At 40.6% G+C, this 21,669-nt stretch carries 24 protein-coding genes, 1 pseudogene and 2 riboswitches; of the genes and pseudogenes, 7 read left to right on the top strand and 18 right to left on the bottom strand.

Annotation, left to right across the window (positions count from 1 at the left end):
* From ACFX4I_RS21495 to ACFX4I_RS21480, 4 genes are all read right to left on the bottom strand, one after another.
* A partial coding sequence (locus tag ACFX4I_RS21495; protein WP_377422904.1) for an IS3 family transposase occupies window positions 1-474 on the bottom strand: 474 nt, incomplete at its 3' end.
* Window positions 455-793, bottom strand: a complete 339-nt coding sequence (locus ACFX4I_RS21490) for a helix-turn-helix domain-containing protein (RefSeq protein WP_377422901.1) — start codon at window positions 791-793, stop codon at window positions 455-457. The genes ACFX4I_RS21495 and ACFX4I_RS21490, both read right to left, overlap by 20 nt.
* Window positions 794-986: 193 nt before the next feature.
* On the bottom strand, window positions 987-1,130 hold the full coding sequence (locus ACFX4I_RS21485) for a DUF2639 domain-containing protein (protein WP_192205140.1): 144 nt from the start codon (window positions 1,128-1,130) through the stop codon (window positions 987-989).
* Between the two features lie 52 nt (window positions 1,131-1,182).
* Window positions 1,183-2,271 carry an undecaprenyldiphospho-muramoylpentapeptide beta-N-acetylglucosaminyltransferase gene (locus tag ACFX4I_RS21480; protein WP_309518842.1) on the bottom strand — a complete coding sequence of 363 codons (1,089 nt, stop codon included), beginning with the start codon at window positions 2,269-2,271 and terminating at the stop codon, window positions 1,183-1,185.
* Window positions 2,272-2,464: 193 nt separating this feature from the next.
* On the opposite strand from ACFX4I_RS21480, the gene ACFX4I_RS21475 reads away from it, so the two are divergent.
* On the top strand, window positions 2,465-3,577 hold the full coding sequence (locus tag ACFX4I_RS21475; protein WP_230304248.1) for a mechanosensitive ion channel family protein: 1,113 nt from the start codon (window positions 2,465-2,467) through the stop codon (window positions 3,575-3,577).
* Between the two features lie 129 nt (window positions 3,578-3,706).
* Entirely contained in the window at window positions 3,707-5,062 is a 1,356-nt protein-coding gene (locus ACFX4I_RS21470) for an MATE family efflux transporter (RefSeq protein ID WP_230304247.1), read from the top strand.
* Between the two features lie 65 nt (window positions 5,063-5,127).
* On the opposite strand, the gene ACFX4I_RS21465 is transcribed toward ACFX4I_RS21470, so the two are convergent.
* Window positions 5,128-5,901 carry an SDR family oxidoreductase gene (locus ACFX4I_RS21465; protein ID WP_377422897.1) on the bottom strand — a complete coding sequence of 258 codons (774 nt, stop codon included), beginning with the start codon at window positions 5,899-5,901 and terminating at the stop codon, window positions 5,128-5,130.
* Window positions 5,902-6,059: 158 nt separating this feature from the next.
* Here ACFX4I_RS21465 and ACFX4I_RS21460 point away from each other — a divergent pair, with 158 nt between their 5' ends.
* Window positions 6,060-6,527: a hypothetical protein gene (locus ACFX4I_RS21460; RefSeq protein ID WP_034307462.1), complete on the top strand. Its 468-nt coding sequence runs from the start codon at window positions 6,060-6,062 to the stop codon at window positions 6,525-6,527.
* 189 nt (window positions 6,528-6,716) lie between these two features.
* On the opposite strand, the gene ACFX4I_RS21455 is transcribed toward ACFX4I_RS21460, so the two are convergent.
* The 6 genes from ACFX4I_RS21455 to ACFX4I_RS21430 all read right to left on the bottom strand — a co-directional run bounded on the left by ACFX4I_RS21455 (window position 6,717) and on the right by ACFX4I_RS21430 (window position 11,871).
* Window positions 6,717-7,499, bottom strand: coding sequence for a CAP domain-containing protein (locus tag ACFX4I_RS21455; protein WP_377422894.1), 783 nt, complete (start codon window positions 7,497-7,499; stop codon window positions 6,717-6,719).
* A gap of 463 nt (window positions 7,500-7,962) precedes the next feature.
* Window positions 7,963-8,400 (bottom strand): FixH family protein, encoded by a 438-nt coding sequence (locus ACFX4I_RS21450; RefSeq protein ID WP_377422892.1) that lies wholly within the window; start codon window positions 8,398-8,400, stop codon window positions 7,963-7,965.
* A gap of 19 nt (window positions 8,401-8,419) precedes the next feature.
* Complete coding sequence (locus tag ACFX4I_RS21445; RefSeq protein ID WP_377422890.1) at window positions 8,420-9,835, bottom strand: sensor histidine kinase; 1,416 nt, start codon at window positions 9,833-9,835, stop codon at window positions 8,420-8,422.
* The gene (locus ACFX4I_RS21440) at window positions 9,832-10,518 is read right to left on the bottom strand and encodes a response regulator transcription factor (RefSeq protein WP_377422888.1); all 687 of its coding nucleotides are present in this window, start codon (window positions 10,516-10,518) and stop codon (window positions 9,832-9,834) included. The genes ACFX4I_RS21445 and ACFX4I_RS21440 overlap by 4 nt, the downstream gene beginning before the upstream one ends.
* A 5-nt stretch (window positions 10,519-10,523) precedes the next feature.
* Entirely contained in the window at window positions 10,524-11,486 is a 963-nt protein-coding gene (locus ACFX4I_RS21435; RefSeq protein ID WP_230304050.1) for a YncE family protein, read from the bottom strand.
* Between the two features lie 118 nt (window positions 11,487-11,604).
* Window positions 11,605-11,871 (bottom strand): hypothetical protein, encoded by a 267-nt coding sequence (locus ACFX4I_RS21430; protein WP_309518841.1) that lies wholly within the window; start codon window positions 11,869-11,871, stop codon window positions 11,605-11,607.
* A 109-nt stretch (window positions 11,872-11,980) separates the two neighbouring features.
* On the opposite strand from ACFX4I_RS21430, the gene ACFX4I_RS21425 reads away from it, so the two are divergent.
* Window positions 11,981-12,223 carry a DNA alkylation repair protein gene (locus ACFX4I_RS21425; RefSeq protein ID WP_076366082.1) on the top strand — a complete coding sequence of 81 codons (243 nt, stop codon included), beginning with the start codon at window positions 11,981-11,983 and terminating at the stop codon, window positions 12,221-12,223.
* A 57-nt stretch (window positions 12,224-12,280) separates the two neighbouring features.
* Here the strand turns inward: ACFX4I_RS21425 and ACFX4I_RS21420 are convergent.
* From ACFX4I_RS21420 to ACFX4I_RS21390, 7 genes and pseudogenes are all read right to left on the bottom strand, one after another.
* Window positions 12,281-12,427: pseudogene (locus ACFX4I_RS21420) on the bottom strand (DUF2188 domain-containing protein); the annotation flags it as partial.
* Between the two features lie 66 nt (window positions 12,428-12,493).
* Complete coding sequence (locus ACFX4I_RS21415) at window positions 12,494-13,420, bottom strand: CobW family GTP-binding protein (RefSeq protein ID WP_377422884.1); 927 nt, start codon at window positions 13,418-13,420, stop codon at window positions 12,494-12,496.
* A 122-nt stretch (window positions 13,421-13,542) separates the two neighbouring features.
* Window positions 13,543-14,076 carry a cupin domain-containing protein gene (locus ACFX4I_RS21410; RefSeq protein ID WP_309518839.1) on the bottom strand — a complete coding sequence of 178 codons (534 nt, stop codon included), beginning with the start codon at window positions 14,074-14,076 and terminating at the stop codon, window positions 13,543-13,545.
* A gap of 24 nt (window positions 14,077-14,100) precedes the next feature.
* On the bottom strand, window positions 14,101-14,730 hold the full coding sequence (locus ACFX4I_RS21405) for a methylthioribulose 1-phosphate dehydratase (protein ID WP_283931807.1): 630 nt from the start codon (window positions 14,728-14,730) through the stop codon (window positions 14,101-14,103).
* Entirely contained in the window at window positions 14,727-15,386 is a 660-nt protein-coding gene (locus ACFX4I_RS21400; RefSeq protein WP_377422881.1) for a 2-hydroxy-3-keto-5-methylthiopentenyl-1-phosphate phosphatase, read from the bottom strand. The genes ACFX4I_RS21405 and ACFX4I_RS21400 overlap by 4 nt, the downstream gene beginning before the upstream one ends.
* Window positions 15,387-15,392: 6 nt before the next feature.
* A complete protein-coding gene (gene mtnW, locus ACFX4I_RS21395) occupies window positions 15,393-16,625 on the bottom strand; it encodes a 2,3-diketo-5-methylthiopentyl-1-phosphate enolase (protein WP_377422879.1) in 1,233 nt (410 codons plus the stop codon).
* A gap of 104 nt (window positions 16,626-16,729) precedes the next feature.
* A riboswitch (SAM riboswitch) is annotated at window positions 16,730-16,882 on the bottom strand.
* A gap of 132 nt (window positions 16,883-17,014) precedes the next feature.
* The gene (locus ACFX4I_RS21390; RefSeq protein ID WP_377422876.1) at window positions 17,015-18,187 is read right to left on the bottom strand and encodes a pyridoxal phosphate-dependent aminotransferase; all 1,173 of its coding nucleotides are present in this window, start codon (window positions 18,185-18,187) and stop codon (window positions 17,015-17,017) included.
* A 99-nt stretch (window positions 18,188-18,286) separates the two neighbouring features.
* Here ACFX4I_RS21390 and ACFX4I_RS21385 point away from each other — a divergent pair, with 99 nt between their 5' ends.
* The 3 genes from ACFX4I_RS21385 (at window position 18,287) to mtnA (ending at window position 21,636) form a co-directional block, all read left to right on the top strand.
* Window positions 18,287-19,069: a carbon-nitrogen family hydrolase gene (locus tag ACFX4I_RS21385; protein ID WP_230304224.1), complete on the top strand. Its 783-nt coding sequence runs from the start codon at window positions 18,287-18,289 to the stop codon at window positions 19,067-19,069.
* Window positions 19,070-19,140: 71 nt separating this feature from the next.
* A riboswitch (SAM riboswitch) is annotated at window positions 19,141-19,294 on the top strand.
* A gap of 78 nt (window positions 19,295-19,372) precedes the next feature.
* Window positions 19,373-20,575, top strand: coding sequence for an S-methyl-5-thioribose kinase (gene mtnK / locus ACFX4I_RS21380; protein ID WP_377422873.1), 1,203 nt, complete (start codon window positions 19,373-19,375; stop codon window positions 20,573-20,575).
* Between the two features lie 14 nt (window positions 20,576-20,589).
* Window positions 20,590-21,636 (top strand): S-methyl-5-thioribose-1-phosphate isomerase, encoded by a 1,047-nt coding sequence (mtnA, locus tag ACFX4I_RS21375; RefSeq protein WP_377422870.1) that lies wholly within the window; start codon window positions 20,590-20,592, stop codon window positions 21,634-21,636.
* Window positions 21,637-21,669 lie beyond the last annotated feature (33 nt).

The following is a 21,669-nucleotide window of genomic DNA, read 5'->3' as shown; positions in this document are numbered from 1 at the left end:
ATTTCTACTATATAAAAAATAGTAGTGTGGACCAATGCCTTGGTCCGCACTACTAATCTTAGTATGTTTTAATTTTACCTTGATTCGTTGATGATTGTAGTAATGGATATATTCTTCTAGTTCTTGTTTGAAGCGAACCAATGACTTCAATCCTAGTTCATTCATCAATCGGAGAACTGTTTTATGATTGATGCGAGCACCTCGGTTACGTAATTCTAAAGTGATACGCCGATATCCATAACGACCTTTATGCGTATGGAAAATCTCTTTGATAAGGGATTTAATTTCTGTATATTTATCCTCACGCCCGAAGGTGTTTACCCAATAATAGTACGTACTCCGTGCCATTTTAGAAATGGATAGAAGCAGATTTAAATTAAATTGTTTCCTTAGTTCATGGACTACTTTCACTTTTTCTTTCTTTGTAAGGCTTCCTTTTCTTGAACTAAGGCATTCAACTTTTTTGATAGGCATTCTCTGCACGTAAGTATTCTAATTCGGCAAGAAGTGCTTCTTGAGAGCCATTAGCTGGCGATTTTTTCATAGTTTCTTTTTTCATGGATAGACGCCCCTTTTTCTTTGGTATAAGGGCGTCTATACCTCCTTCCTTAAACTGATTTGCCCAATTCAAAAGTGTAGAATCGGAAGGAAGGTTATAGTGTACAGCGGTCTCGTTGATCGACGCCCCATATTCGTTCATATATGTAAGTACCTCTAGTTTAAAGGGCAGAGTGTAATTTGTATGGATGAAACAAGTCCTTCCATCCCATGTTTTAGATAGCAAGCTACCCATCTTTTCAGAGGGGATAAACCTTCTACATTTCTTTCTTGAGCAATGGATTTATAGGATTTTTTCCCTTCTAAGTACTCTAAAACTGCATTTGATTTTTCGTCTATCGAATATTTAGTCAAAAAAAACTGCACCTCCAATTGTTAGATGTTGTCTAACAATTGGGGTGCAGTTCAGTTGCGGTTCTTTTTATGATTTATTTTTTTTGCAGATCGTCGTATAAACGCCTTAGAATATACGTTTTATACAGCTCCAGCTTTTTTTTCTCAATTGGATGATAGCTAATCCCTGCGGCTTTCAGCTGCTGAATGAACCACCCTTTGGAATATTCATAAGCCATTCTACCCCCTCCTCTGTTCGAAAAAGATATGCTACATAGAGGGGAATGATACTTATTTTTTTGCACCCATTACTTTAAGTAGTAATTCATACATTTCAGCTGCCGTTTTGAATGGGCGTTTTTGACGCATTTTCTTCTGATATTCATCCGATTGTTTCACTAAATCCGCTAATGTAGCATTAAAAATCCGGTCATTTAGCTCTTCCTCTTCGATGACTTTACAAAAACCCTGTTTTTCAAAGCTTGACGCATTCAGGATTTGATCTCCACGGGATGCATTGGCACTTAGAGGGATAAGTAACATCGGCTTTTGCAAAGCAAGGAATTCAAAAATTGAATTTGAACCTGCCCTTGACACAACCACATCAGCAGCCGCCAAAAGATCGAACAATTCTTCATGTACGAATTCAAAAGGAGCATATCCCCTTTGTTTCAATTCCGTTTTCACATTTCCCTTCCCGCAAATGTGAATAATCTGATAATCCTTTAATAAGGCATCAAGATTATCTGTAATTAAATTATTGATTTTAACGGCCCCAAGGCTTCCTCCCATAACGAGCAACACCGGTTTGTTATTCGTGAATCCACAAAATGCCTTTCCAGCAGAAGCGTTTCCAGTAAAAATCCCATCGCGCAATACGGCGCCAAGATACATAGCCTTCTCTTTAGGAAGATCTTTTTCCGTTTCCTGGAAAGTAGTGAAGATTTTAGATGCAAGCGGCATGGCAATCTTATTAGCCAGACCAGGCGTATAATCCGATTCATGTATCGCGATCGGTATTCTCAGCATCCTGCCTGCCAAAACGACTGGAACCGAAACGAATCCACCTTTAGAAAAAATGAAATCCGGCTTGGTCTTTTTTAATATTTTTCGTGCATCAAAAATCCCTTTTATGACCCGGAAAGGATCTTTCATATTTTCAACAGATAGATAACGCCGGAATTTTCCAACTGAAATCGTTTCATAACGGACCTCGGGAAATTCCGTTTCGATGATATTTTTTTCAATGCCTTTTTTTGATCCAATATAAGTAACATCCCAATCATGCTTTAAAAATTCCGGGATGATTGCTGCATTAACAGATACATGACCGGCAGAACCGCCTCCGGTAAATACTATTTTCTTAGTCAATATTTCCACCTTCCAAACTTAAAAAATCACTTTGCATCCATATTATCATATATCCTTGCCATTAATAACTTGAAAAAGTATTCAGTGAATCACTAAATCCCAATGATGAATGTAATCATCGATTATTTTTCCTTTTTCAGCATGAATATATTATAATCTTAGTATTCTACAATACTACAAGATACATTGGAGGAGTAATACATTGCAAGAAGTTTCTGAATCACTCGATCAATTTGATGGAATCGAAGCCTGGACCAAATTAGGAATTTCCATTGGCATTTTTCTAATTTTCCTTTTGCTTCGGAAAGTATTTACTACATATATATTCAAGTTCTTTCTACGAATTGCAGAAAAACGTAAAGTGGAATTTGCCGCCAACTTAATGCTCGCTATAGAACAGCCGGTAAGATTGCTTATCGTTTTGATTGGTGTCATTATATCCATGCACTATTTTCCGATCGACTCACCTTCGGTTGAATTCAGATCGAGAATATACAGATCGTTTTTTGTCTTCATATTCTTTTGGACGATTTTTAATATCAGTTCGATCTTAACTATATTATTTCCGAAATTGGTAAGTAAATTCGGACTTGAAGTCGATGAAATCGTCATGCCGTTCTTTACGAAAATAATAAAATTAATCATCATTGCTTTTGGTGCCTCCATCATTGCGGAAGAATGGGGATTTAATGTCGATGGATTTGTTGCAGGGCTTGGTTTGGGTGGATTAGCTTTCGCTCTTGCCGCTAAAGATACCGTCAGCAATTTCTTTGGAGGTATCGTCATCGTTACCGAAAAACCTTTTACAATAGGAGACTGGGTCAAAACTCCAAGTGTGGAGGGAACCATTGAAGACATCACATTCCGAAGCACAAAAGTTCGGACTTTTGCCCAAGCTTTAGTTACAGTCCCAAATGCGACCCTATCGAATGAACCGATCATCAACTGGTCCAAGATGGGCAAAAGACAGATTGCCTTTCATTTGGGCGTGAATGTCACGACACCAAAAGAAAAATTGGAAAATGTCATTAAAGGCATTGAAAAAATGCTCATTGATCATCCTGAAGTACATCCGGAAACGATTTTGGTTAAATTTGATGAGTTCAGTCATTCCGGTTTCAACCTTTACCTTTATTTCTTCACGAAAGCGACCGACTTTGGAGGATATTTATCAATCAAAGAAGATGTGAACTTTAAAATAATGGAGATATTGGAACGGGAAGATGTACAAATTGCCATTCCTTCACAGGCATTCATTCTTCAAAAAGACTCAAATATGGAAGCCATGAATGATTTTGAATCCATGCGCGACTGACAAAAGGACTTGCCCAATACGGCAAGTCTTTTTTAGCTTCAAATAAAAACTCTTAAAACATAACATGCTTATGTGATATAATTCTTTCATTGTGTTGAAAATTCCAAATATTGATATTGAGGTACTTTAATGAATCAGACTTATACTAAATCACAAAAGATCCGCCTGTTATTTTATATATTGATACCTATCCTGATCACCCAAATCAGCATGTATGCCATGACTTTTTTTGATGTGATGATGTCTGGACAATACAGCACTCAGGACGTTGCTGGCGTCTCCATCGGCAGTTCGCTATGGACACCCGTGTACACGGGGCTGAGCGGGATATTGATTGCCTTGACGCCGGTGGTTTCACAGTTGGTAGGTTCCAGGCAGTCTAAATCCGTTTCCTATTCCGTGATGCAGGCCATTTATTTAGCTGTCGCTTTAGCCATGATCATTTTAATCATTGGGGCGTTTTCTTTGAACCCAGTATTGAGTGCCATGGACCTTGAAGATGGTGTCCACATGGTGGCTCATGATTATTTGATCGCCCTTTCACTCGGTATCATTCCTTTATTCGTTTATAATGCGTTGAGGGCTTTCATCGATGCTCTGGGACAGACTAGGATTTCCATGATCATCACCTTATGTGCACTCCCGGTAAACGTCCTTTTTAATTACCTGTTAATATACGGGAAGTTTGGATTCCCTGAACTTGGGGGTGTCGGTTCCGGTTACGCCACTGCCATTACGTATTGGTTAATTGCCCTTGTGGCCATCCTTGTTGTGATAAAAATCAACCCATTTTCGACATATGAGGTTTTCAGTGAATTTTTCCGGGTTTCCTGGAAAGAATGGAGGGCCTTATTATTGATTGGCGTACCCATCGGACTGGCTATCTTTTTTGAAACAAGCATTTTCTCAGCCGTCACCCTTTTGATGAGTAAGTATAATACCGTGACAATTGCATCGCATCAGATTGCCATGAATTTTGCGTCACTGCTTTATATGATACCGCTAAGTATTTCCATGGCACTGACGATCGTCATTGGATTTGAAATTGGGGCAGCCCGTTATAAAGATGCCAAAGAGTATAGCTGGATTGGCATATCGATGGCCTTGACGATGTCTCTCGTTTTGTCGACCATCCTATTCCTCTTCCGCGAACCTGTGGCCTCTTTATACACAAAAGACCATGAGGTAATGATGCTGACATCACATTTCTTGATATATGCCATCTTTTTTCAGATATCGGATGCCCTGCAGGCACCTATTCAGGGTATTTTGCGTGGATATAAAGATGTAAATGTCACATTTGCGATGTCACTTGTCTCCTACTGGATTCTCGGGCTTCCCATTGGCTATTTCTTTGCAAAGTATACGGATATGGGAGCCTTTGGGTATTGGATCGGCTTAATTTCCGGCTTGGCTCTCGGAGCTATAGGCTTGGCGGCTCGCTTACGTTTCATACAGCAAGTAAAATATAAAAAATTGGCGTAAAAAAAGAGTGGGGCTGGATTATACCGGCCTCACCCTTTTTCATTCTGAATTCAACCCCTAAACCACTAGGCTTTATATATTTTCCCAAGAACATCCTTACCGCCTGTTACCGGAATGATGCTGCCGGTAATGAAATCCGATTTTTCATCACAAAGGAACGTGATGACCCTCGCTATATCTTCCCCCGTCCCCGGTCTGCCGACTGGAACCGTATCATCCTTTTCTGCTCTCGCGACCCTTATTTCCTTCTCTTTCCAATCCCCTATGATATCACCAGGACAAACCATATTCACGGTGATTCCATGAATAGCTTCTTCCGCAGCCAAGGTTCTTGTCAAGGAGGTCAAGCCGCTCTTTGCAGCGGCAAAAGCAGAACGATAAATCCAACCTGGTGCAGTTTCACACCGTTCAAACCCTAAGGTAATGACTCTGCCCCAGTTTCTGCTGCGCATTTGTGGAATAAGTTCCTTCGCAAAATAGAAAAAACCATTTAAATTCCCGTCCATGATGTACTTCCATTCATCGCCGCCATATTCGGTCATCGGTTTACGATCATGCATATATGGCCCTGCGTTATGAATGAAAATATCAACATGGCCAAATGTCTCCGAAATCTTTTGCAATATATTCCGGCAATCTTCTTCACTTGACGAGTCACCTTGAATCGCAATTGCCTTAACATGGTACATTTCCTGTAATTCATCCACTAATGCTAAAGCTGCCTTCTTACTTTTTCGATAAGTTATGATAATGGACATTCCATTATCCGCGAGTGATAATGCCATCCTTTTGCCGATACCCGTTGCTCCACCTGTAATAAAAGCTACTTTTTCATCCACAGGCTTACCCTCTTTATCTAATGGATTTTACTTAATTATACATAAGTTTATTCCATTTTCTATAATTTAGTAATTATAAAAAAGAACCTCTGGGCTTTAGCTGCATAAAATATAACAAATAAACCTGTCAGACCATAAACAGGAGAGAGGAATTCAATATGTTTCCCTGGAATTCACTTTTTTCTTTTAAGAATAACCCTAACCAAAAGGAATTCATGAAAAATATGCAGCAAAGTGATGTTCAATCGTTCATTGAAAAGGTATTTTCACAAGTGATCCCTGACAATATGCAAGGTATGATGAACCAAAATGATGGCGGCTCACAAAAAGTAAATGCCAGATCTGAACATCCTTTACATGCCGAAGTATTTGAAACCCACTTATATGTCTTCGTAAGAATTCCAATACAAGATGAATCTTGGCTAAAGAAAATGAAACTTTACCATACATCTAACCAATCCATCATCGAGGGGATTCCCGAAGAGTCAGATCGTCATGTTATAACACTCCCCGCACCTGTAAAGAAAAAAGGAGCATCAGCCCAATATAAAGAATCAACATTGGAAATACGGCTTCAAAAAAGTTTCAATACACAGTATTCAGAAATCGATGTATCGGAAATTTAAGTGGCTTCACCGGGACCTCACTGATGTTCAGGTGCGGTTCCAGTTATTTCTTGGTTCCATTTTTTTAGATTTGGGTACATTATAGAGAGCTAATAAATGGTACAATTGATTTTTTCCCATGGAATGGAACCATTCTCGCAAAAAAAAAGCGCACCCCATGTTAATGGGATGCACTTTTCTATTAATCTATTATTTTCCGATGAATTGTTGAGTCCAGTAGTTACCAGATTCTACGTAACCTACTCCAATATGAGTAAAGCTAGGGTTCATGATGTTTTCACGGTGTCCTTGGCTATTCATCCAAGCTTGTACCACTTCTTCTGGTGTTTGTTGACCTTGTGCGATGTTTTCGCCAGCTGTTTTATAGCTGATTCCGAATTGTTTCATCATATCGAAAGGTGAGCCGTAAGTCGGGCTATTGTGGTCAAAGTAGTTTTTATCTTTCATGTCTTGAGACTTGATACGTGCAACTTTGCTCAACTCAGTGTCGATTTTAAGAGCTGCCAAACCTTGTTTTTCACGTTCTGCATTCGTTAATTTAACAACTTCTTGTTCAAAAGCACTTAATTCAGAGCTTGTCTCTGGTTTTTTATCAGTTGATTTATCAGGTGTTACTTCTGGTGCTGCAGGTTTTGCTGCTGGTTTTGATTGGTTCGTTGTTCCAACTTCTTGTTGAGCTGGTTGTTGAACTGGTTTTTGAACTGGTTTTTGAACTGGTTGTTGAACTGGTTTTTGAACTGGTTGTTGAACTGGTTGTTGAACTGGTTTTTGTTGTGCCTGCGCTGCAGGAATAGTGATATTGTATTTAGCTAGATATTGGTTAAGGACTTTTTGCATATCCTCTTTATTCGTAGTTTTATAAGTTACTTGTTTCACTGTATCACAGTTGGCTGCTTCAGCTTGGTTAGCTCCTACTCCTGTGAATATAATAGCTGCAGCCGCTGCTGCTGACATAATCATTTTCTTTTTCATTCGTATTTCCTCCTGTGATGTTCATTTTTTGTTGTGCTTTGCTTCTGGAATTATCATAACATGCACTTTTTGTAATAAAGGCACCATCAATTTCCATCAAATTCACAGGATGCGAATGAAAATATATTTATAATCCAAGTTTCAGAGAAAACAAGCAGAAATGCTTTAACTATCTATGTTTCTGCCAATAGTATTAATACTCATATTTTTCCAGTAATTATTTGTCAATGGTAGTTACATAGAACCATTTCCATGGAATACTAATAACTTTTTGTTGACATATCGTTACTAACCGAATTATTATGACTTTCTTTACTTTTATGTTACAAATTTTTCGGTTTCACTTCGACATTTCGTCATTTTCCCCCTATCGTCTTGAACATTTTTCCAAATAAAAAAACAATCCGGATTAAAGCCCGAATTGTTTTGATTTTGATGGTACATTCATCATTTCAGTTCTTCATCATTTCATTTCTTCATCATTCATCTCGTCCATTTCTTTTTTTCCGCCATTTTGTTCGGGCGTGCTTGGTTTGCCTATGACGAATTCTTTCTTTGGCATGTTGTGCATGTCCCTTGCCGTTACGTGGGCATATACATAATAGGTACCTTCTTCATCAAAAGCCTTTTCCAGTTCATATATACCGTTCCCTTTATGTTTTACTGCTATCTTGTCATGGTCATCGCTATTCGCAAGCCAAATTTCAAAACTGACATCATCCGCATCTGTCACGACTTCATCCCCATATGTTACTTTTGCCTGAAATTTCACAGGCTCATTCACTTTACCCTTAGTTGGATCGACAGCTAAATCGACATTTAACATTTTTGGAATCTCCTCTTTCTTGCCGCATCCAGCCAAAAAAATTAACGCCATGCAAAATAACATGATTTTTTTCATTTTTGAACGTATCCCCTTTTTATGAATTCCAATCTTCTTTTATATTCGGCAGGATGACCCTGACTGTTGTTCCCCTTTTTTCCTTGCTTTCTATTTCAATTTTACCATTTTGTAATTCCACCAATTTTTTGACAATGGACAGTCCAAGCCCTGACCCGCCATCAAAACGGCTGCGTGCTTTGTTCACTCGGTAAAAACGATTCATGATATATGGCAGATCCGCTTCCGGAATCCCGTTACCCGTGTCAGTAACCAGTAGTTCGCAATCATCTTTATGCTGAATTAGGGTAATATGGATCGCCCCTCCGGGATCCGTGTACTGAATGGCATTATCAAAAATGTTATGTAGAATCTGTTCCATCCTTCCTTCATCCCCCAAAATAATCGGGTCTGGATCCAGATCTAGCTGCAAGCCCAATTGCTTTTCTTTTATTATCGGTTCATATTTCACAAGTACGTCATCAATGAATTGCGCATAGGCAATCGGGGTTTTATTTAACATGAATGGATCGCTATCCATTTTTGATAAGTCCATCAAATCTCCCACAAGCCGCTGCAGCCTAAGAGCCTCCCTTAAAATGAGTTGAAGGTATTTCCGTTGCTCATCATCATTTTCCACGACACCATCCAATATGGCCTGCGTATAGCCCTTTACGTAACTAAGCGGGGTTCTGAGTTCATGTGCTACATTTTCTAGAAATTCTTTTTTTCTTTCTTCTTCCATATGGATGGAATTGGCCATATCATTAAAGGCCATTGCCAGTTTCCCTATTTCATCATGACTCCTTACCTCGACCTGTATGTCATAATTCCCCTCTGAGACACGATGGGCTGCAGTCTCGATTTCCTTAATCGGACTGACTAGCTTTTTCAACCATTTCGTAGTAAACAAAATAGCGACAATCAAAAATAATAGAACTGCCGCCATCCATTTTGCGGCAAATTCCTTAAGTAAGACCGTTATGGAATCTACAGGAATATATGTATAGATGATACCTTCGAGCCGATTTTCGTCAATCAGGGGTATGATCGCCGCTACGATGTTCTTTTCAAACCTTTTCTCATATCCCTCTTTTTCAACGGCTTTCCCATCTAAAAGCATTTGCCGTTCTTCTTCAGAAATAAGGGTGTCATAATTGATTTCAAAAGGCAGACAGGCACTCAATTCCCTCGGATTGTTGACGACAAAGACCTCGCTGTCATTCTTACTGTTAAACCATTCAACTTTTTCCTTGAAATCTTCGCTGATTTCACCGCCGGAGTAATCAGCCCCTAGCAATGACGCTTCATTGACTAAATCTGTTTTAAGTTTCTCCACATATAGATTTTTATAATAATATTGAGAAAGTGAGTAAGCGAACAGCACTGATAGGATGATGGCGGTGATGATGGTGAGCCATAATTTAAAAGAGAGGGTTCGCCATTTATTGATCATTTCTTTTCCTCTATCTTATAACCGATTCCCCAGACAGTTTGAATGTAATCGGCAGCTCGTAATTTCATTCGTAACGTTTTGATATGGGTATCCACGGTACGTAAAGATCCTCCATACTCCCCGCTCCATACATTTTCAAGCAGTTGTTCACGGCTGAGTGCCTGGCTTTTATGACGCATGAGGAATAAAAGCAATTCGAATTCCTTCAAAGTTAAATTGATTGGCTTCCCTTCCACCAAAACCGTTCTGGATTGTAAGTTCAAGCTAATTTTACCGAACCGGACATGGTTTTGACTCTCTTCATTCAATGATAATTTCCCTGTCCTCCGCAATACCGCTTCGACCCTTGCGACCAATTCTCCTGGATTGAACGGTTTGACGATATAATCATCGCCGCCAAGCTTCAGCCCTCTCACCTTATCCCATTCTTCACCTTTCGCACTGACAAATATTACAGGAATTTCCCAATATTCACGAATTTCTTCACAAACGGAGAAACCATTCATACCTGGCATCATGATATCCAATAGGATTAAATCCACATCCTCTGTTTCAACCATACCAATAGCTTCTTTTCCATTCGCAGCTTGAAGGCATCGATAACCTGAGTTCAGCAAATACATTTCAACTAGATTTCGCATATCTTCTTCATCATCCACGACTAAAATGGTGTAAACATGCATGTCATCTACTCCCTCAACATCAATTGGAACGGACCTTCGCCGACTTTGATCGTTTTTTTAACATCGACTGTTTCAGCATCCATTACATACACTTCATCACTATCATATCCGGCCACGATCACATCTTCGTTAAAGCTAGCCATTTCAAAGGGGTTGACACCGACCACTTTGCTTTTCACTTCCTCATATTGATCATTCAATTTATATAAAGAGCTTGTACCATGACTAAGGACAAATATGCCTTCAGCATTCTCAAGGAACTTTATCGGCATGGTTGGGGCCTTCAGCTTATTCTTCAACTCTCCCGTTTTTGCCGAATAAATATATAGATCTTCTTCCACTTTGTCCCCATCACCGTGTCCTCCAATCCATATTTCATCCTTTTCTTCCCTTAATAATGTGCCTGTGCTGGAACTATGTACGGGAAATTCAAAATCGACCTTTTTCGTTTCAAGATTTATAACCGAACATTTGGTATCACCAAAATTAATAACATACAAACGATTCGCTTGCTCTCCTTGAAGAACGGTCAGGGGGCTTTTACCAACCTTGACAATATCCTGTTTCTCCCCATCTGTATTTAAGAAATAAATGGAGTCATTCGATTGGTTGACCGCCAAGATGCTTTTTCCATCACGTAACAACTGCATATTAACGATCCCTTTGCCAATTTCCCAACTGTTTATCAGTTTTCCTGCTGATAAAGAGTACACTTGGACTTTCTCCATCTCTTTTCCATAAAGCAGGATAGTATCTTTATCTGCCAGGAGCAGGGCTCCGGTAAATGGTTCTGAAATATCCCATTTTGCAAATGGATGATAGTTTTCATCTATGAAAGTCAGTGAGGTATCCTTGATATTGACAGTCGCCAGGAAAGATTCACTTTTATTGATTTTAGTAAATGCATTACCGCTATTACACCCAGTAAGCAATACGATGGCAAGAAAAAGCCCAATGCCCCACTTCATATTTTAAGCTCCTTATTCATTAAATATCTATTTTTTAAAGATTTTAACAATGATTTGTGAAAAAAGTATGAACCAGAAAAGAATATTTGCTAACAAGCATCCTTAAAACACTCGGAAATCATAACCTTTCCAATTCAGTGATATAGGCCATGACGATCGCATTTTTCATTTCTTCAGAAAGCGAAGATTCCATTACGCGTTTAATACAGAGGTAAAATTTCTCCAATACTGGTTTGCGGGCACGGGGATGGGCATTTTCATCCAAAAGCTCACGGCGGATGAGTTCCGACAACACTTCCCTTCCACCTCCAGCGGTCACCTTACGATTGTTCCATATGCTTAAATAAGCCACCAGTAATTCTTCTTGCCTGACATTTTCTTTCATAGTATCCCTTCCATCCATTACTAATTTATACATATTAATGTTCAAGATTGTAAAGACTATCTTAATAATACGATTACGCTTTTTAAAATTCAAAAAAGGAGTGAGTACAATGTCTCAAGTATACCGCTGTCCGAATTGCCGGACAAATAAATCTCGCTTCAATCTCATTCAGCAAGTAGCAACCCCCATTAAAAAGGATCCGCAGTCAGGTGAGATTATTGAACAATATTCGAACGATTCCCTCCAGCCATTCCATCTAGCATATAATGGTCCTGAAGTTCGGGTCCAATGTGCTGCTTGCGGATTAATAGAAGACGAAAAGACATTTGCCGCCTTTGGAATGCAACAATAAAAATGGTCAGACCCATTAGTGGGTCTGACCATTTTTTCAATCTTTTCCTACTGACATCTTAGCCCGGTCTATGGCAATTGGAATGGCTTTTCCATCCTCATATCCTTCATCCAATAATGCATTGGCGATTTCTATAGCCTTTTCCCTTACATCTTTATCTAGATTCTTCATCGAGTTTGGGTAATCGTTCTTATTCCATGGCACTAATACCGCCTCCTTGATAAGAAAGTCTCTTTTTTATGTTTCCCTTCTTAAATGGGCGGTAAACGTTTATCGGGCCGCTTTCAATTCCAAAGCTTTCAACTGACCGATCAACATTTCCTTATCCAACTTTTCCCCGATTATGACGATATTCAATGGCATTTTCATCATTTCATTCATATACAACGGCATTCCGTAGGAGTATTGGAACAAATGGGGGTATTGTGAATGTGTAAAGGAAATGTATCCTTTCATCCGATAGACCGTTTCCGGCAAAGCCCTAAGCCACTCTTCAAAGTCGGTTTGTACCACGGCACCTTCAAATGTATGAACGACTGCAGTTAAATGCAAATGGTCATGTACATCAAGCTTTTGATGGCCATTATGCCGTTTTCTTTGCATCTGCTGCAATGATGTCAAGGATACGGCTGCATACTCCGTCAATAAACATACAGCATCCGGATTCAGCGCCTGTATCGTATAAATCAGCTGTGCGGCCTCCATCTCACTAACTAAATCCGCTTTATTCAATAATATGAAATCGGCATGGTGGATTTGCTCGGCAAGCAACTGTCGAAGCTGCGGAGACAGTTCCTCCCGATCACGCCACCTTAATAAATCGACGACAGTGATAATCCCTTTATACTCCAGCCTTTTGGCGAAGATCGGCGACATGATTCCATCCAATACTTCAACTGGATGAGCTGCGCCCGTCGTTTCTATATAAACCGCATCCAGTTCATTTTCCGTTAGTAATTCATGAAGCTGAACCTCCAGTTTATCTTGAATTGTGCAGCAAATGCACCCGTCAAACAACTCCTTAAGAGGCACTCCATCACCAATGAGTCCGCTGTCAACCGATACACTGCCGAGCTCATTTAAAAGCACGGCCACTTTTCTACCCGCTTCACTTTCCTGTTTTAAAATATTTCGAAGAAGCGTCGTTTTCCCGCTGCCGAGAAAGCCGCCCAATATGTACACTTCGGTTGTTTTCATTCTTATCTGCTCCTATGATCCGGTTAAATTCGATTCCGTTAAATTTTATCATACTTATCTTACTAAAGCACTTGCCGGATCCACATAAAAAAACCAGCCCGTAAGCTGGTTTTTCAATTGGTTTATGCTTGAACTTCGTCTTTTTCGTAAATCGGCACCCATCCTGCCGCTGTAACGAAAATACGGACAGCAACAGTTTTCCTATCTTCTGCGAGCGTGAAATAATGTCTTGTTGATTCTGGTACACTAATAAGATCTCCTGGATTAAGACGTACATCAAACCACTGTTTATCATTGCCTTCAATGGCAAAGATACTCGTACCTCCTGCTATGAAACGCACTTCATCATCTTCATGGTGGTGTTCCTGCTTAAAGTTTTCAAGCATTTGATCCAAGTTCGGATTTGCATCTGATAATGTGATGATATCATGCGCTTTATAGCCTCTTCTTTCAGAAATTTCCGCTATCTCTGATTGGAATGTTACAAGGATTTCCTCCTTGTCAGCATCTGTTAGATCGTATTTTTCCACAAGATGGGCCGGTAATTTAGAAATGTCCCATTGCTCATAAATAACCCCTTGTGTTTCTAAAAATCCTTTTACCTGTTCACCGTTTTCAATAACCTCGTTTGTTTCATGGAATCTTACCGTCGCCATCATTCATTCCTCCTCTTCGAGTGTTTACCTTAAAGAACCTGCAAACGCCTTTTGTTGATTAAGCAACAGTTGGTATTGAAATAAAAATTCGCAAGCTTCAAGTATTCTTTTTGCTTCGAGTCCGCTTTTACCCCAAACCGTAATGCCATGATTGCGGATCAGCACGGCGCCAGAGTCTTCTTCGACATGTGGCTTGAACTTATCGGATAACAGCGGGATGTCAGCGTGGTTATATATGATTGGAATCCGAAGCTCCGAATCTTCCTCCCACCGACCGGTCGCTTTAATGATTTCATGATTACAAAAGGAAACCTGGCCTTCATCTCCGTACAATTCTGATATCACATTATTTTCAACAGTATGGACATGAAGTACACAGTTTGCATTGGTTTTCCGATAAATGGCTGTATGTAGTAAAGTTTCGGCCGATGGTCTTAGGTTCGTTTCTTCAACTGGTTTTCCTTTTAAATCCACCAGTAAAAAGTCCGAATCCGTTTGCTTCCTTTTATCCTTACCGCTTGCCGTAATATAAAAGAAAGGGCTTTTGGGCTCGCGGATGGACAAGTTACCGCTTGTTCCCATAAACCAATCCCTTTCGGCCAGTTCAGCTTTAATATCTGCCAACTCCCGCCATTCTTTAGAATGATTGTTCACGCTTTAACCGCCTCCTGCCTCTTTAAAATGTCAATTACATCAAAAAATGTTTCAAATCCTTGATGTGGAATTCCTTCCCTATCGCATTTTTCAAGCAGTATGTCACGGGCTATGACAAAATCGGCCTGTTTTGCCGCTTCAAAATCCGTTACTGAATCTCCAATAACGAATTTAAAATCTTCCTCACCCGCTATTTCCCTCATAATGGATGGCTTGCAGCAACCGCAATCATTATTACATTGATCATCACAAGCATGTGGCCACTCAATATAAATCTTTTCCTTATCAAAAAATGCATGGTTGCAATAAACGGACTCTGTTGGCAAGATATCATTTAAAAGCGGTGCAATGAAAAAATCCATGCCCCCGCTTACTATATATAAAGGGATGTTGGCTTGTTTCGTATACTCAACGAATTCATAAAACCCTGGACGAATGCCGGCCGTCTTTCTTACATATTGGATGATGTCATCCTTCATGCCACTATCAAGCAGTGAAAACATATCCCCAACTCCTGAAGATATACTGATTTTTTGCTGAAGGACACCGTCTTTCAACGCTTCCCATTCAGGAGGAGCAAATTTTTTCATGATGGAAATGATATTATCCGTGTTGGTGATCGTTCCGTCAAAATCACAAAAGATGATCGGTTTCATTATTTCTTATAGGCCTCCCCATAACACAAGAGCTTTTTTTAGTGTTTCTTCCTCAGCCGCCGCTTCAGATAGGTCCTTTCCTGCTAGAACGGCTTCCACAGCAGAACGGAAAGCCTTGGCCCCGCCCTCTGCTCCGTCAGGGTGCCCGTGAATTCCCCCCCCTGCATTAATCACGCTATCGAGCCCAAAATCCTTGATTAGGTCCGGAACCATGCCTGGATGAATGCCTGCAGAAGGAACAGGGAAGGCTTTTTTCCATGAAAGTTCATCTTTTGTCAGAGCTTCAGCAATCGCCAAGGTCTCCTTTTTTTCCAGTGCGACATTTCCATAAGGGGATGGGAACAAGGATAAATCCGCACCTGATAACCTTACTAATTTACCAAGCAATAATGGATAGCCGATCCCATAAAATGATGAAGATGCCAATGCCCCGCTATATGCGGGATGCGCCATGATCGGCAGCTTGATACGATCATGTTCACTCAAGGCCTGCAATACATCCAAACCATATGTATGAACGTTGAACAATAAAGCATCTGCCCCTGCTTCAGCCGCCTGCTCTGCCTTATCCAGTAATTCAAATGTTTTCCCTGATAGATTGACAGCATATAAAGTTCGGTGGCCAGTGGTTTCATGGACTTCATTCAATATTCTTTTTCCCGTTTTTATTCTATCGAAAAATGGAGTCAGTTCCTGGTCGAAGAGGATCTCATCATCTTTAACTAGGTCGACACCTCCCAAAGCTTGTTGCCTTAGTTGCTCATTATGGAATGTCAAGTCCCTTCCTAATACACCTTTAAAGATGCTCATCACCAGGGGCCGGTTAAATACGCCAATCTTTTCCCTTATGCCTCCAATGCCAAATTGCGGCCCGGGAAAAGCTGTTTGAATATCACCGACAAAATCCAGGTCGATAAGTTTTATTTCTCCGTCCAATGAAAGTTTGCCGAAGACCGTCGTGAGGATTGCAGGTAAATCAATGGAGAAATTCCCCGCCGGATAGGCAATTTTAATAAGCGAACGGTATACTTTACGATTAAAGTAGCTGTTTGCACTCTCTTCTTCAGAAAGGCGTGTCACCGATACGACGCGCCCCTTATGTTTTTCCAGTTGTTTCTGGACCAAATGTGGCAGGTCCGTCCAAGTCCCGACAGTCAAACCTAAGGCAATGCTCTCTGCTTTTTTCTCATGATTTCCATTGAAGTCATGAATTAAATAAGTAGCGACTATCTCGCTCATCTGATCACTCCTATAACACGTTAGTAAACTCTCGATGTCATTAACCTGAAATGGTCTAAAATGGCAAAAGCCCCTTCATAAAGAAGAGGCTTTAAAAAGCCATCTTCTTATCTCCCAGCCATTGGCTGCAAGAATTAGCACCGTGCCTTGTGGATTTAAAGAAAATCCGGCGAAGAATTCCGCCCCATTTTACAATGGAATTACGGTCGGTTGCTGGGCTTCATAGGGCTAGTCCCTCCACCTGCTCAAAATAAGAAAACGCTGATATATAAATTGCATTCAAGTATCGAAAGATTAAGAATTTATTTTGTATTCTGACAGGTAATCCCTACTTTGTCAATAAGTTTTAACTATTTAACGGTGAATAAATCGGATACCTCATTCCATCGTTAAAATAAGTTTAATGAACGTATTCGTTCCACTGCCTCTTCAAGCCGTTCTTCCGAAGTCAGCAGCCCTACCCTGACGTAACCTTCGCCAAATTCACCGAATCCATTCCCTGCGGCAACAGCTACGTGGGCATGCGTTAATAAATAGTCTGCAAAACTCTCTGACGTAAAGCCTTTAGGCACCTTGAGCCAGGCAAAAAACGATGCCGCAGGCGCTTTGACATCCCAGCCGATTGCCCTCAATCCCTCAATGAAAACATTTCTTCGTCCCTCGTACATCTGCACTAACTGCTCTACACAGCTCTGCGAGTCAAGCAAAGCGCTTGCCGCAGCTTCCTGTATCGCCGGGAAAAGACTCACATAAAGATGGTCTTGTAATAGTTCTAGAGCTTCTATTACACTCTTATTCCCCACTGCGAAGCCGACTCTCCACCCTGCCATATTGTATGTTTTCGATAGTGTGTATATTTCTATTCCTACATCCTTCGCTCCCTTCGCCTGGAGAAAGCTTATCGGTTTTTTTCCGTCGAATCCGATCGCACCATAAGCGAAATCGTGGACCACACAAATGGAATGCTCTTTTGCGAAGGAGACGGTTTCATCAAAGAAACTTTCCGTTGCAGAAGCACCTGTGGGATTATTCGGATAGTTCAAGAACATCATTTTGGCTTTATCAAGTACTTCTTTATGTATGTCATTGTATTTCGGAAGAAAATCATTTTCTTCTGTCAAGGGCATGAGTTCGGTCTTTGCCTGGGCTAAAACAACTCCGGAAAGATAATCCGGATAGCCGGGATCTGGAACAAGGATCGTATCACCTGGATTCAATAAACACTGCGGCAGTTCGACAAGACCTGCCTTCCCCCCGAAGAGAATCGCCACTTCACTATTCGGATCCAGCTTGACACCGTATTCTCGTTCATAAAAGACGACGGCAGCATCTTTTAAATATTGATGTCCCCGGAATGGCGAATATTTATGATTAATCGTTTTTTCAGCGGCAGCCTGCAAACTTTTCACGATATGTTCTGGCGTCGGCTGATCAGGGTTTCCCTGGCCTAAATTAATGACATCATGTCCTTGCTCCGTGATCGCATTGACTTTTGCTACTAGTGAAGCAAAAAACTGCTTGGGCAGGTCCTGAAGCTGGCCGGATTTTTCGAATTGCACCATTTATACACCTTCTCTGAAATTTCTTGAAATTCTAGTCACAAATGATATATGTTTATCATAGTCTTGTAAAGCATTTTTTACATGTGGGGGTTTTAAACGATGAAGTGGAAAATAGCTTGTATTCAAATGGATATAGCCTTCGGGCAACCAGATATCAATTTTCAGGTTGCAGAACAATGGATGGAAAAAGCAGCACGGTCAGAACCCGATATCGTCATTTTACCGGAGCTTTGGACAACAGGATACGACTTGACCAGGTTAAATGAGATTGCTGATCACGAGGCAGAAAAAACGATTGAATTTTTTAAAACACAGGCACAGAAACACCAGATTCACATCATAGGCGGTTCCATCGCGAAAAAAACAAGCAAGGGAATCTATAACACCATGATTATCATCGATAAACATGGGAATCTCATTAAAGAATATGATAAGCTTCACTTATTTCAGTTAATGGATGAACATCATTTCCTGCAGCCAGGAGAAAAAGATGGTTTATTCACTCTTGATGAAAAAATATGTGCTGGATTCGTTTGTTATGACATCCGTTTCCCTGAATGGCAGCGAGCCCATACCGTTCAAGGCGCCGAAGTTCTATTCGTAACGGCGGAATGGCCAAAGCCGAGACTCGATCACTGGAGAGCCTTATTGATTAGCCGTGCCATCGAGAACCAAGCCTATGTTGTAGCCGTTAATCGTTCAGGTTCGGATGTCAATAATATATTTGCTGGTCATTCCTTGATTATTGATCCATGGGGGAATATCATTAGTGAAGCCGGAGAAGGAAACGAACTCTTGACAGGCACCTTGGACTTCAATAAAGTTACAGAAGCCCGTAACAAAATACCTGTATTCGAAGATCGTCGCCCAGATTTTTATTAATTTACCCATTGACAAACTATTTAAAAAGTTGTTATTATTTTCCCGAAGATTAAAATTTCAGAAAACATTTACTCTTATCAAGAGCAGGCTGAGGGATAAAGGCCCTATGAAGCCCAGCAACCGACTGTAATACCATTGTGAAATGGGGCGGATTCACCGCCGGATTATAAAATCCACAGAGCACGGTGCTAATTCCACCAGAATTCTTTTTCTGGAAGATAAGAGGTCCGAAGCCAAAACTTCTGCCTCTTTCTATATGAAAGAGGCTTTTTTATTCTTATTTTGAATCTGGAGGGGAAAAGAATGACACAAAACCATTCAAATTTTAAGAGATTGACAAACGAAACAGCTATAACCCTTGCAAAAAAACTTGGGTTGGTCAATGCGGATGAAAGTTTAAAATGTAAAGAAATCGGCGATGGAAACTTAAATTATGTTTTTCATATTACAGACACGCACACAAATAAAGGAATAATCATCAAACAAGCGGTCCCTTATGCCAAGGTACTTGGTGAAAGCTGGCCGTTGACATTGAAAAGGGCTGCCATTGAAGCGAATGCGCTGATTCATTTCAGAAGTTATTGCCCCGAATTCGTACCGCAAGTCTATTATTCGGATGAACAGCTTGCCATCACAGTCATGGAGGATTTATCTCACTTGAAAATCGTTAGAACAGGATTGATCGATGGCGATTCATATCCATTGCTTTCACAGCATATTGGTGAGTATGTTGCGAAGACGGCATTTTATACATCCGATTATCATTTAGAACCATCTGCGAAAAAGGAAGTGGCCCGACATTTCACGAATCCGGAACTCTGCAAAATCACTGAAGTCTTTATTTTCACGGATCCATTTTTTGAGGAACTCCCGGGAGACTTCGAGGTGGAATTGACTGATGCCGCCAAAAATATCTGGAATGATCAAGAAGTGATACTTGAGGTCGCTAAGCTGAAACAAAGCTTTGAAACCGAGCAGGAAGCCTTGCTTCATGGAGATTTACATACTGGAAGTATATTTGCAAGTGAAACTGAAACAAAGGTTATTGATCCGGAATTCGCTTTTTATGGGCCCGTTGGTTTTGACCTTGGTCAATACACCGCCAACCTTCTCTTCCAGGCAGTCACACGCAATGGCGCTGGAAAGGAAGAGATTTTCACACACCTTCATGAATTTTGGAATGCCTTTGAAGAAACTTATACCGAATTATGGGAAGGCCAAAATAAAAGCCCATTCCGCCATGTGAAAGGTTATCTGCCTTATTTACTGACAAAATTCAAAAAAGATGCTTTCGGTTTTGCCGGCTGTGAACTGATTCGGCGAACCATTGGCCTTTCCCATGTTGCCGATTTAAACGTCATTGAAAATAAAGAAACAAGGATCGCTGCCAAAACGGCAACATTAGAAATTGGTGCATTTTTAATTAAAAAACGGGAAGAAATGGATGTTCCAGCTGTCATTGAAGCCTTGAAGCAACTTACACTGCCATCTTATTCAACCATTTAAAAGGAGACCTGCACATGACTACACTAGCACCCTTACCATATTCGGTACAATGGGATGATACCCATATTACATTATTAAATCAACAAGCCCTTCCTTCCATAACTGAATTTATTGAACTTCATTCAGTTGATGATGTATATGACAGCATTTTGACATTAAAAGTTCGCGGTGCCCCAGCAATTGGACTGACGGCAGCATTTGGTGTTGCACTTGGTGCCAAACAGGAAACAACCGCTGAATTAGTGGATTTCAAGAGAAATGTAACGAGGCATATTGAAAAACTCGCCTCTTCCAGGCCAACTGCAGTCAACCTTTTTTGGGCGTTAAGGAGGATGGAGAACGCCTTGCATGCTGCGCAAAGCATTTCAGCTGCAAAGGAAGCACTTGTAACGGAGGCTAAAGCCATCTTTGCTGAAGATGAAGAAATGTGCAGGAAAATCGGGGAACATGGTTTATCCTTATTCACTAGAGGAGATTCCATTCTCACTCATTGCAACGCTGGGGGAATTGCCACAGCTCGGTATGGCACAGCCTTGGCTCCCTTCCACCTGGCTAAAGAAAGGGACTTTCCGCTAAAAGTGTACGCATGTGAAACCAGGCCTGTCCTGCAAGGTGCGCGTTTGACGGCGTGGGAATTGATGCAAGCGGGGGTTGATGTCACTTTAATTTCAGATAATATGGCTGCACATACGATTCACCAGAAACGAATAAATGGAATTATCGTCGGTGCCGACAGGATTGCGGCTAATGGAGATACAGCCAATAAAATCGGGACATTGGGATTGGCCATATTAGCCAAGCACTTTGGCATCCCCTTTTATGTGGCCGCACCATCAAGTACATTCGACCTTTCTATCGAATCCGGCACATCCATCCCGATCGAAGAACGGAATGAAGCGGAAATCACCTTCATTCAAGGTGTAAGGATCGCTCCGGAAAACGTGAAGACTTTCAATCCAGCCTTTGACGTTACACCGAATCATCTTATTACGAGCATCATTACCGAAAACGGCATCATAACACCGGATTTCATTAAAAACATTCCGCATTTTGTTAATTGATGCAGGTTCCTTTATTGGTGATAAAAAACGAGA

The sequence above is a fragment of the Peribacillus sp. YIM B13472 genome, assembly GCF_042788005.1.
GTDB lineage: Bacteria > Bacillota > Bacilli > Bacillales > DSM-1321 > Peribacillus > Peribacillus simplex_E.
This window is presented reverse-complemented; position numbering and strand designations above follow the sequence as displayed.

Bases quoted from the DNA above. Each gene is read 5' to 3' on its own strand.
- ACFX4I_RS21430 (WP_309518841.1), bottom strand. From the start codon at position 11,871: ATGAAAGAAAATGTCAGGCAAGAAGAATTACTGGTGGCTTATTTAAGC.
- ACFX4I_RS21390 (WP_377422876.1), bottom strand. From the start codon at position 18,187: ATGGTGCAATTCGAAAAATCCGGCCAGCTTCAGGACCTGCCCAAGCAG.
- ACFX4I_RS21440 (WP_377422888.1), bottom strand. From the start codon at position 10,518: ATGCATGTTTACACCATTTTAGTCGTGGATGATGAAGAAGATATGCGA.
- ACFX4I_RS21415 (WP_377422884.1), bottom strand. From the start codon at position 13,420: ATGAAAACAACCGAAGTGTACATATTGGGCGGCTTTCTCGGCAGCGGG.
- ACFX4I_RS21400 (WP_377422881.1), bottom strand. From the start codon at position 15,386: ATGAAACCGATCATCTTTTGTGATTTTGACGGAACGATCACCAACACG.
- ACFX4I_RS21490 (WP_377422901.1), bottom strand. From the start codon at position 793: ATGGGTAGCTTGCTATCTAAAACATGGGATGGAAGGACTTGTTTCATC.
- ACFX4I_RS21450 (WP_377422892.1), bottom strand. From the start codon at position 8,400: ATGAAAAAAATCATGTTATTTTGCATGGCGTTAATTTTTTTGGCTGGA.
- mtnW (WP_377422879.1), bottom strand. From the start codon at position 16,625: ATGAGCGAGATAGTCGCTACTTATTTAATTCATGACTTCAATGGAAAT.
- ACFX4I_RS21435 (WP_230304050.1), bottom strand. From the start codon at position 11,486: ATGAAGTGGGGCATTGGGCTTTTTCTTGCCATCGTATTGCTTACTGGG.
- ACFX4I_RS21455 (WP_377422894.1), bottom strand. From the start codon at position 7,499: ATGAAAAAGAAAATGATTATGTCAGCAGCAGCGGCTGCAGCTATTATA.
- ACFX4I_RS21460 (WP_034307462.1), top strand. From the start codon at position 6,060: ATGTTTCCCTGGAATTCACTTTTTTCTTTTAAGAATAACCCTAACCAA.
- ACFX4I_RS21425 (WP_076366082.1), top strand. From the start codon at position 11,981: ATGTCTCAAGTATACCGCTGTCCGAATTGCCGGACAAATAAATCTCGC.
- mtnK (WP_377422873.1), top strand. From the start codon at position 19,373: ATGACACAAAACCATTCAAATTTTAAGAGATTGACAAACGAAACAGCT.
- ACFX4I_RS21485 (WP_192205140.1), bottom strand. From the start codon at position 1,130: ATGGCTTATGAATATTCCAAAGGGTGGTTCATTCAGCAGCTGAAAGCC.
- ACFX4I_RS21410 (WP_309518839.1), bottom strand. From the start codon at position 14,076: ATGGCGACGGTAAGATTCCATGAAACAAACGAGGTTATTGAAAACGGT.
- mtnA (WP_377422870.1), top strand. From the start codon at position 20,590: ATGACTACACTAGCACCCTTACCATATTCGGTACAATGGGATGATACC.
- ACFX4I_RS21470 (WP_230304247.1), top strand. From the start codon at position 3,707: ATGAATCAGACTTATACTAAATCACAAAAGATCCGCCTGTTATTTTAT.
- ACFX4I_RS21445 (WP_377422890.1), bottom strand. From the start codon at position 9,835: ATGATCAATAAATGGCGAACCCTCTCTTTTAAATTATGGCTCACCATC.
- ACFX4I_RS21385 (WP_230304224.1), top strand. From the start codon at position 18,287: ATGAAGTGGAAAATAGCTTGTATTCAAATGGATATAGCCTTCGGGCAA.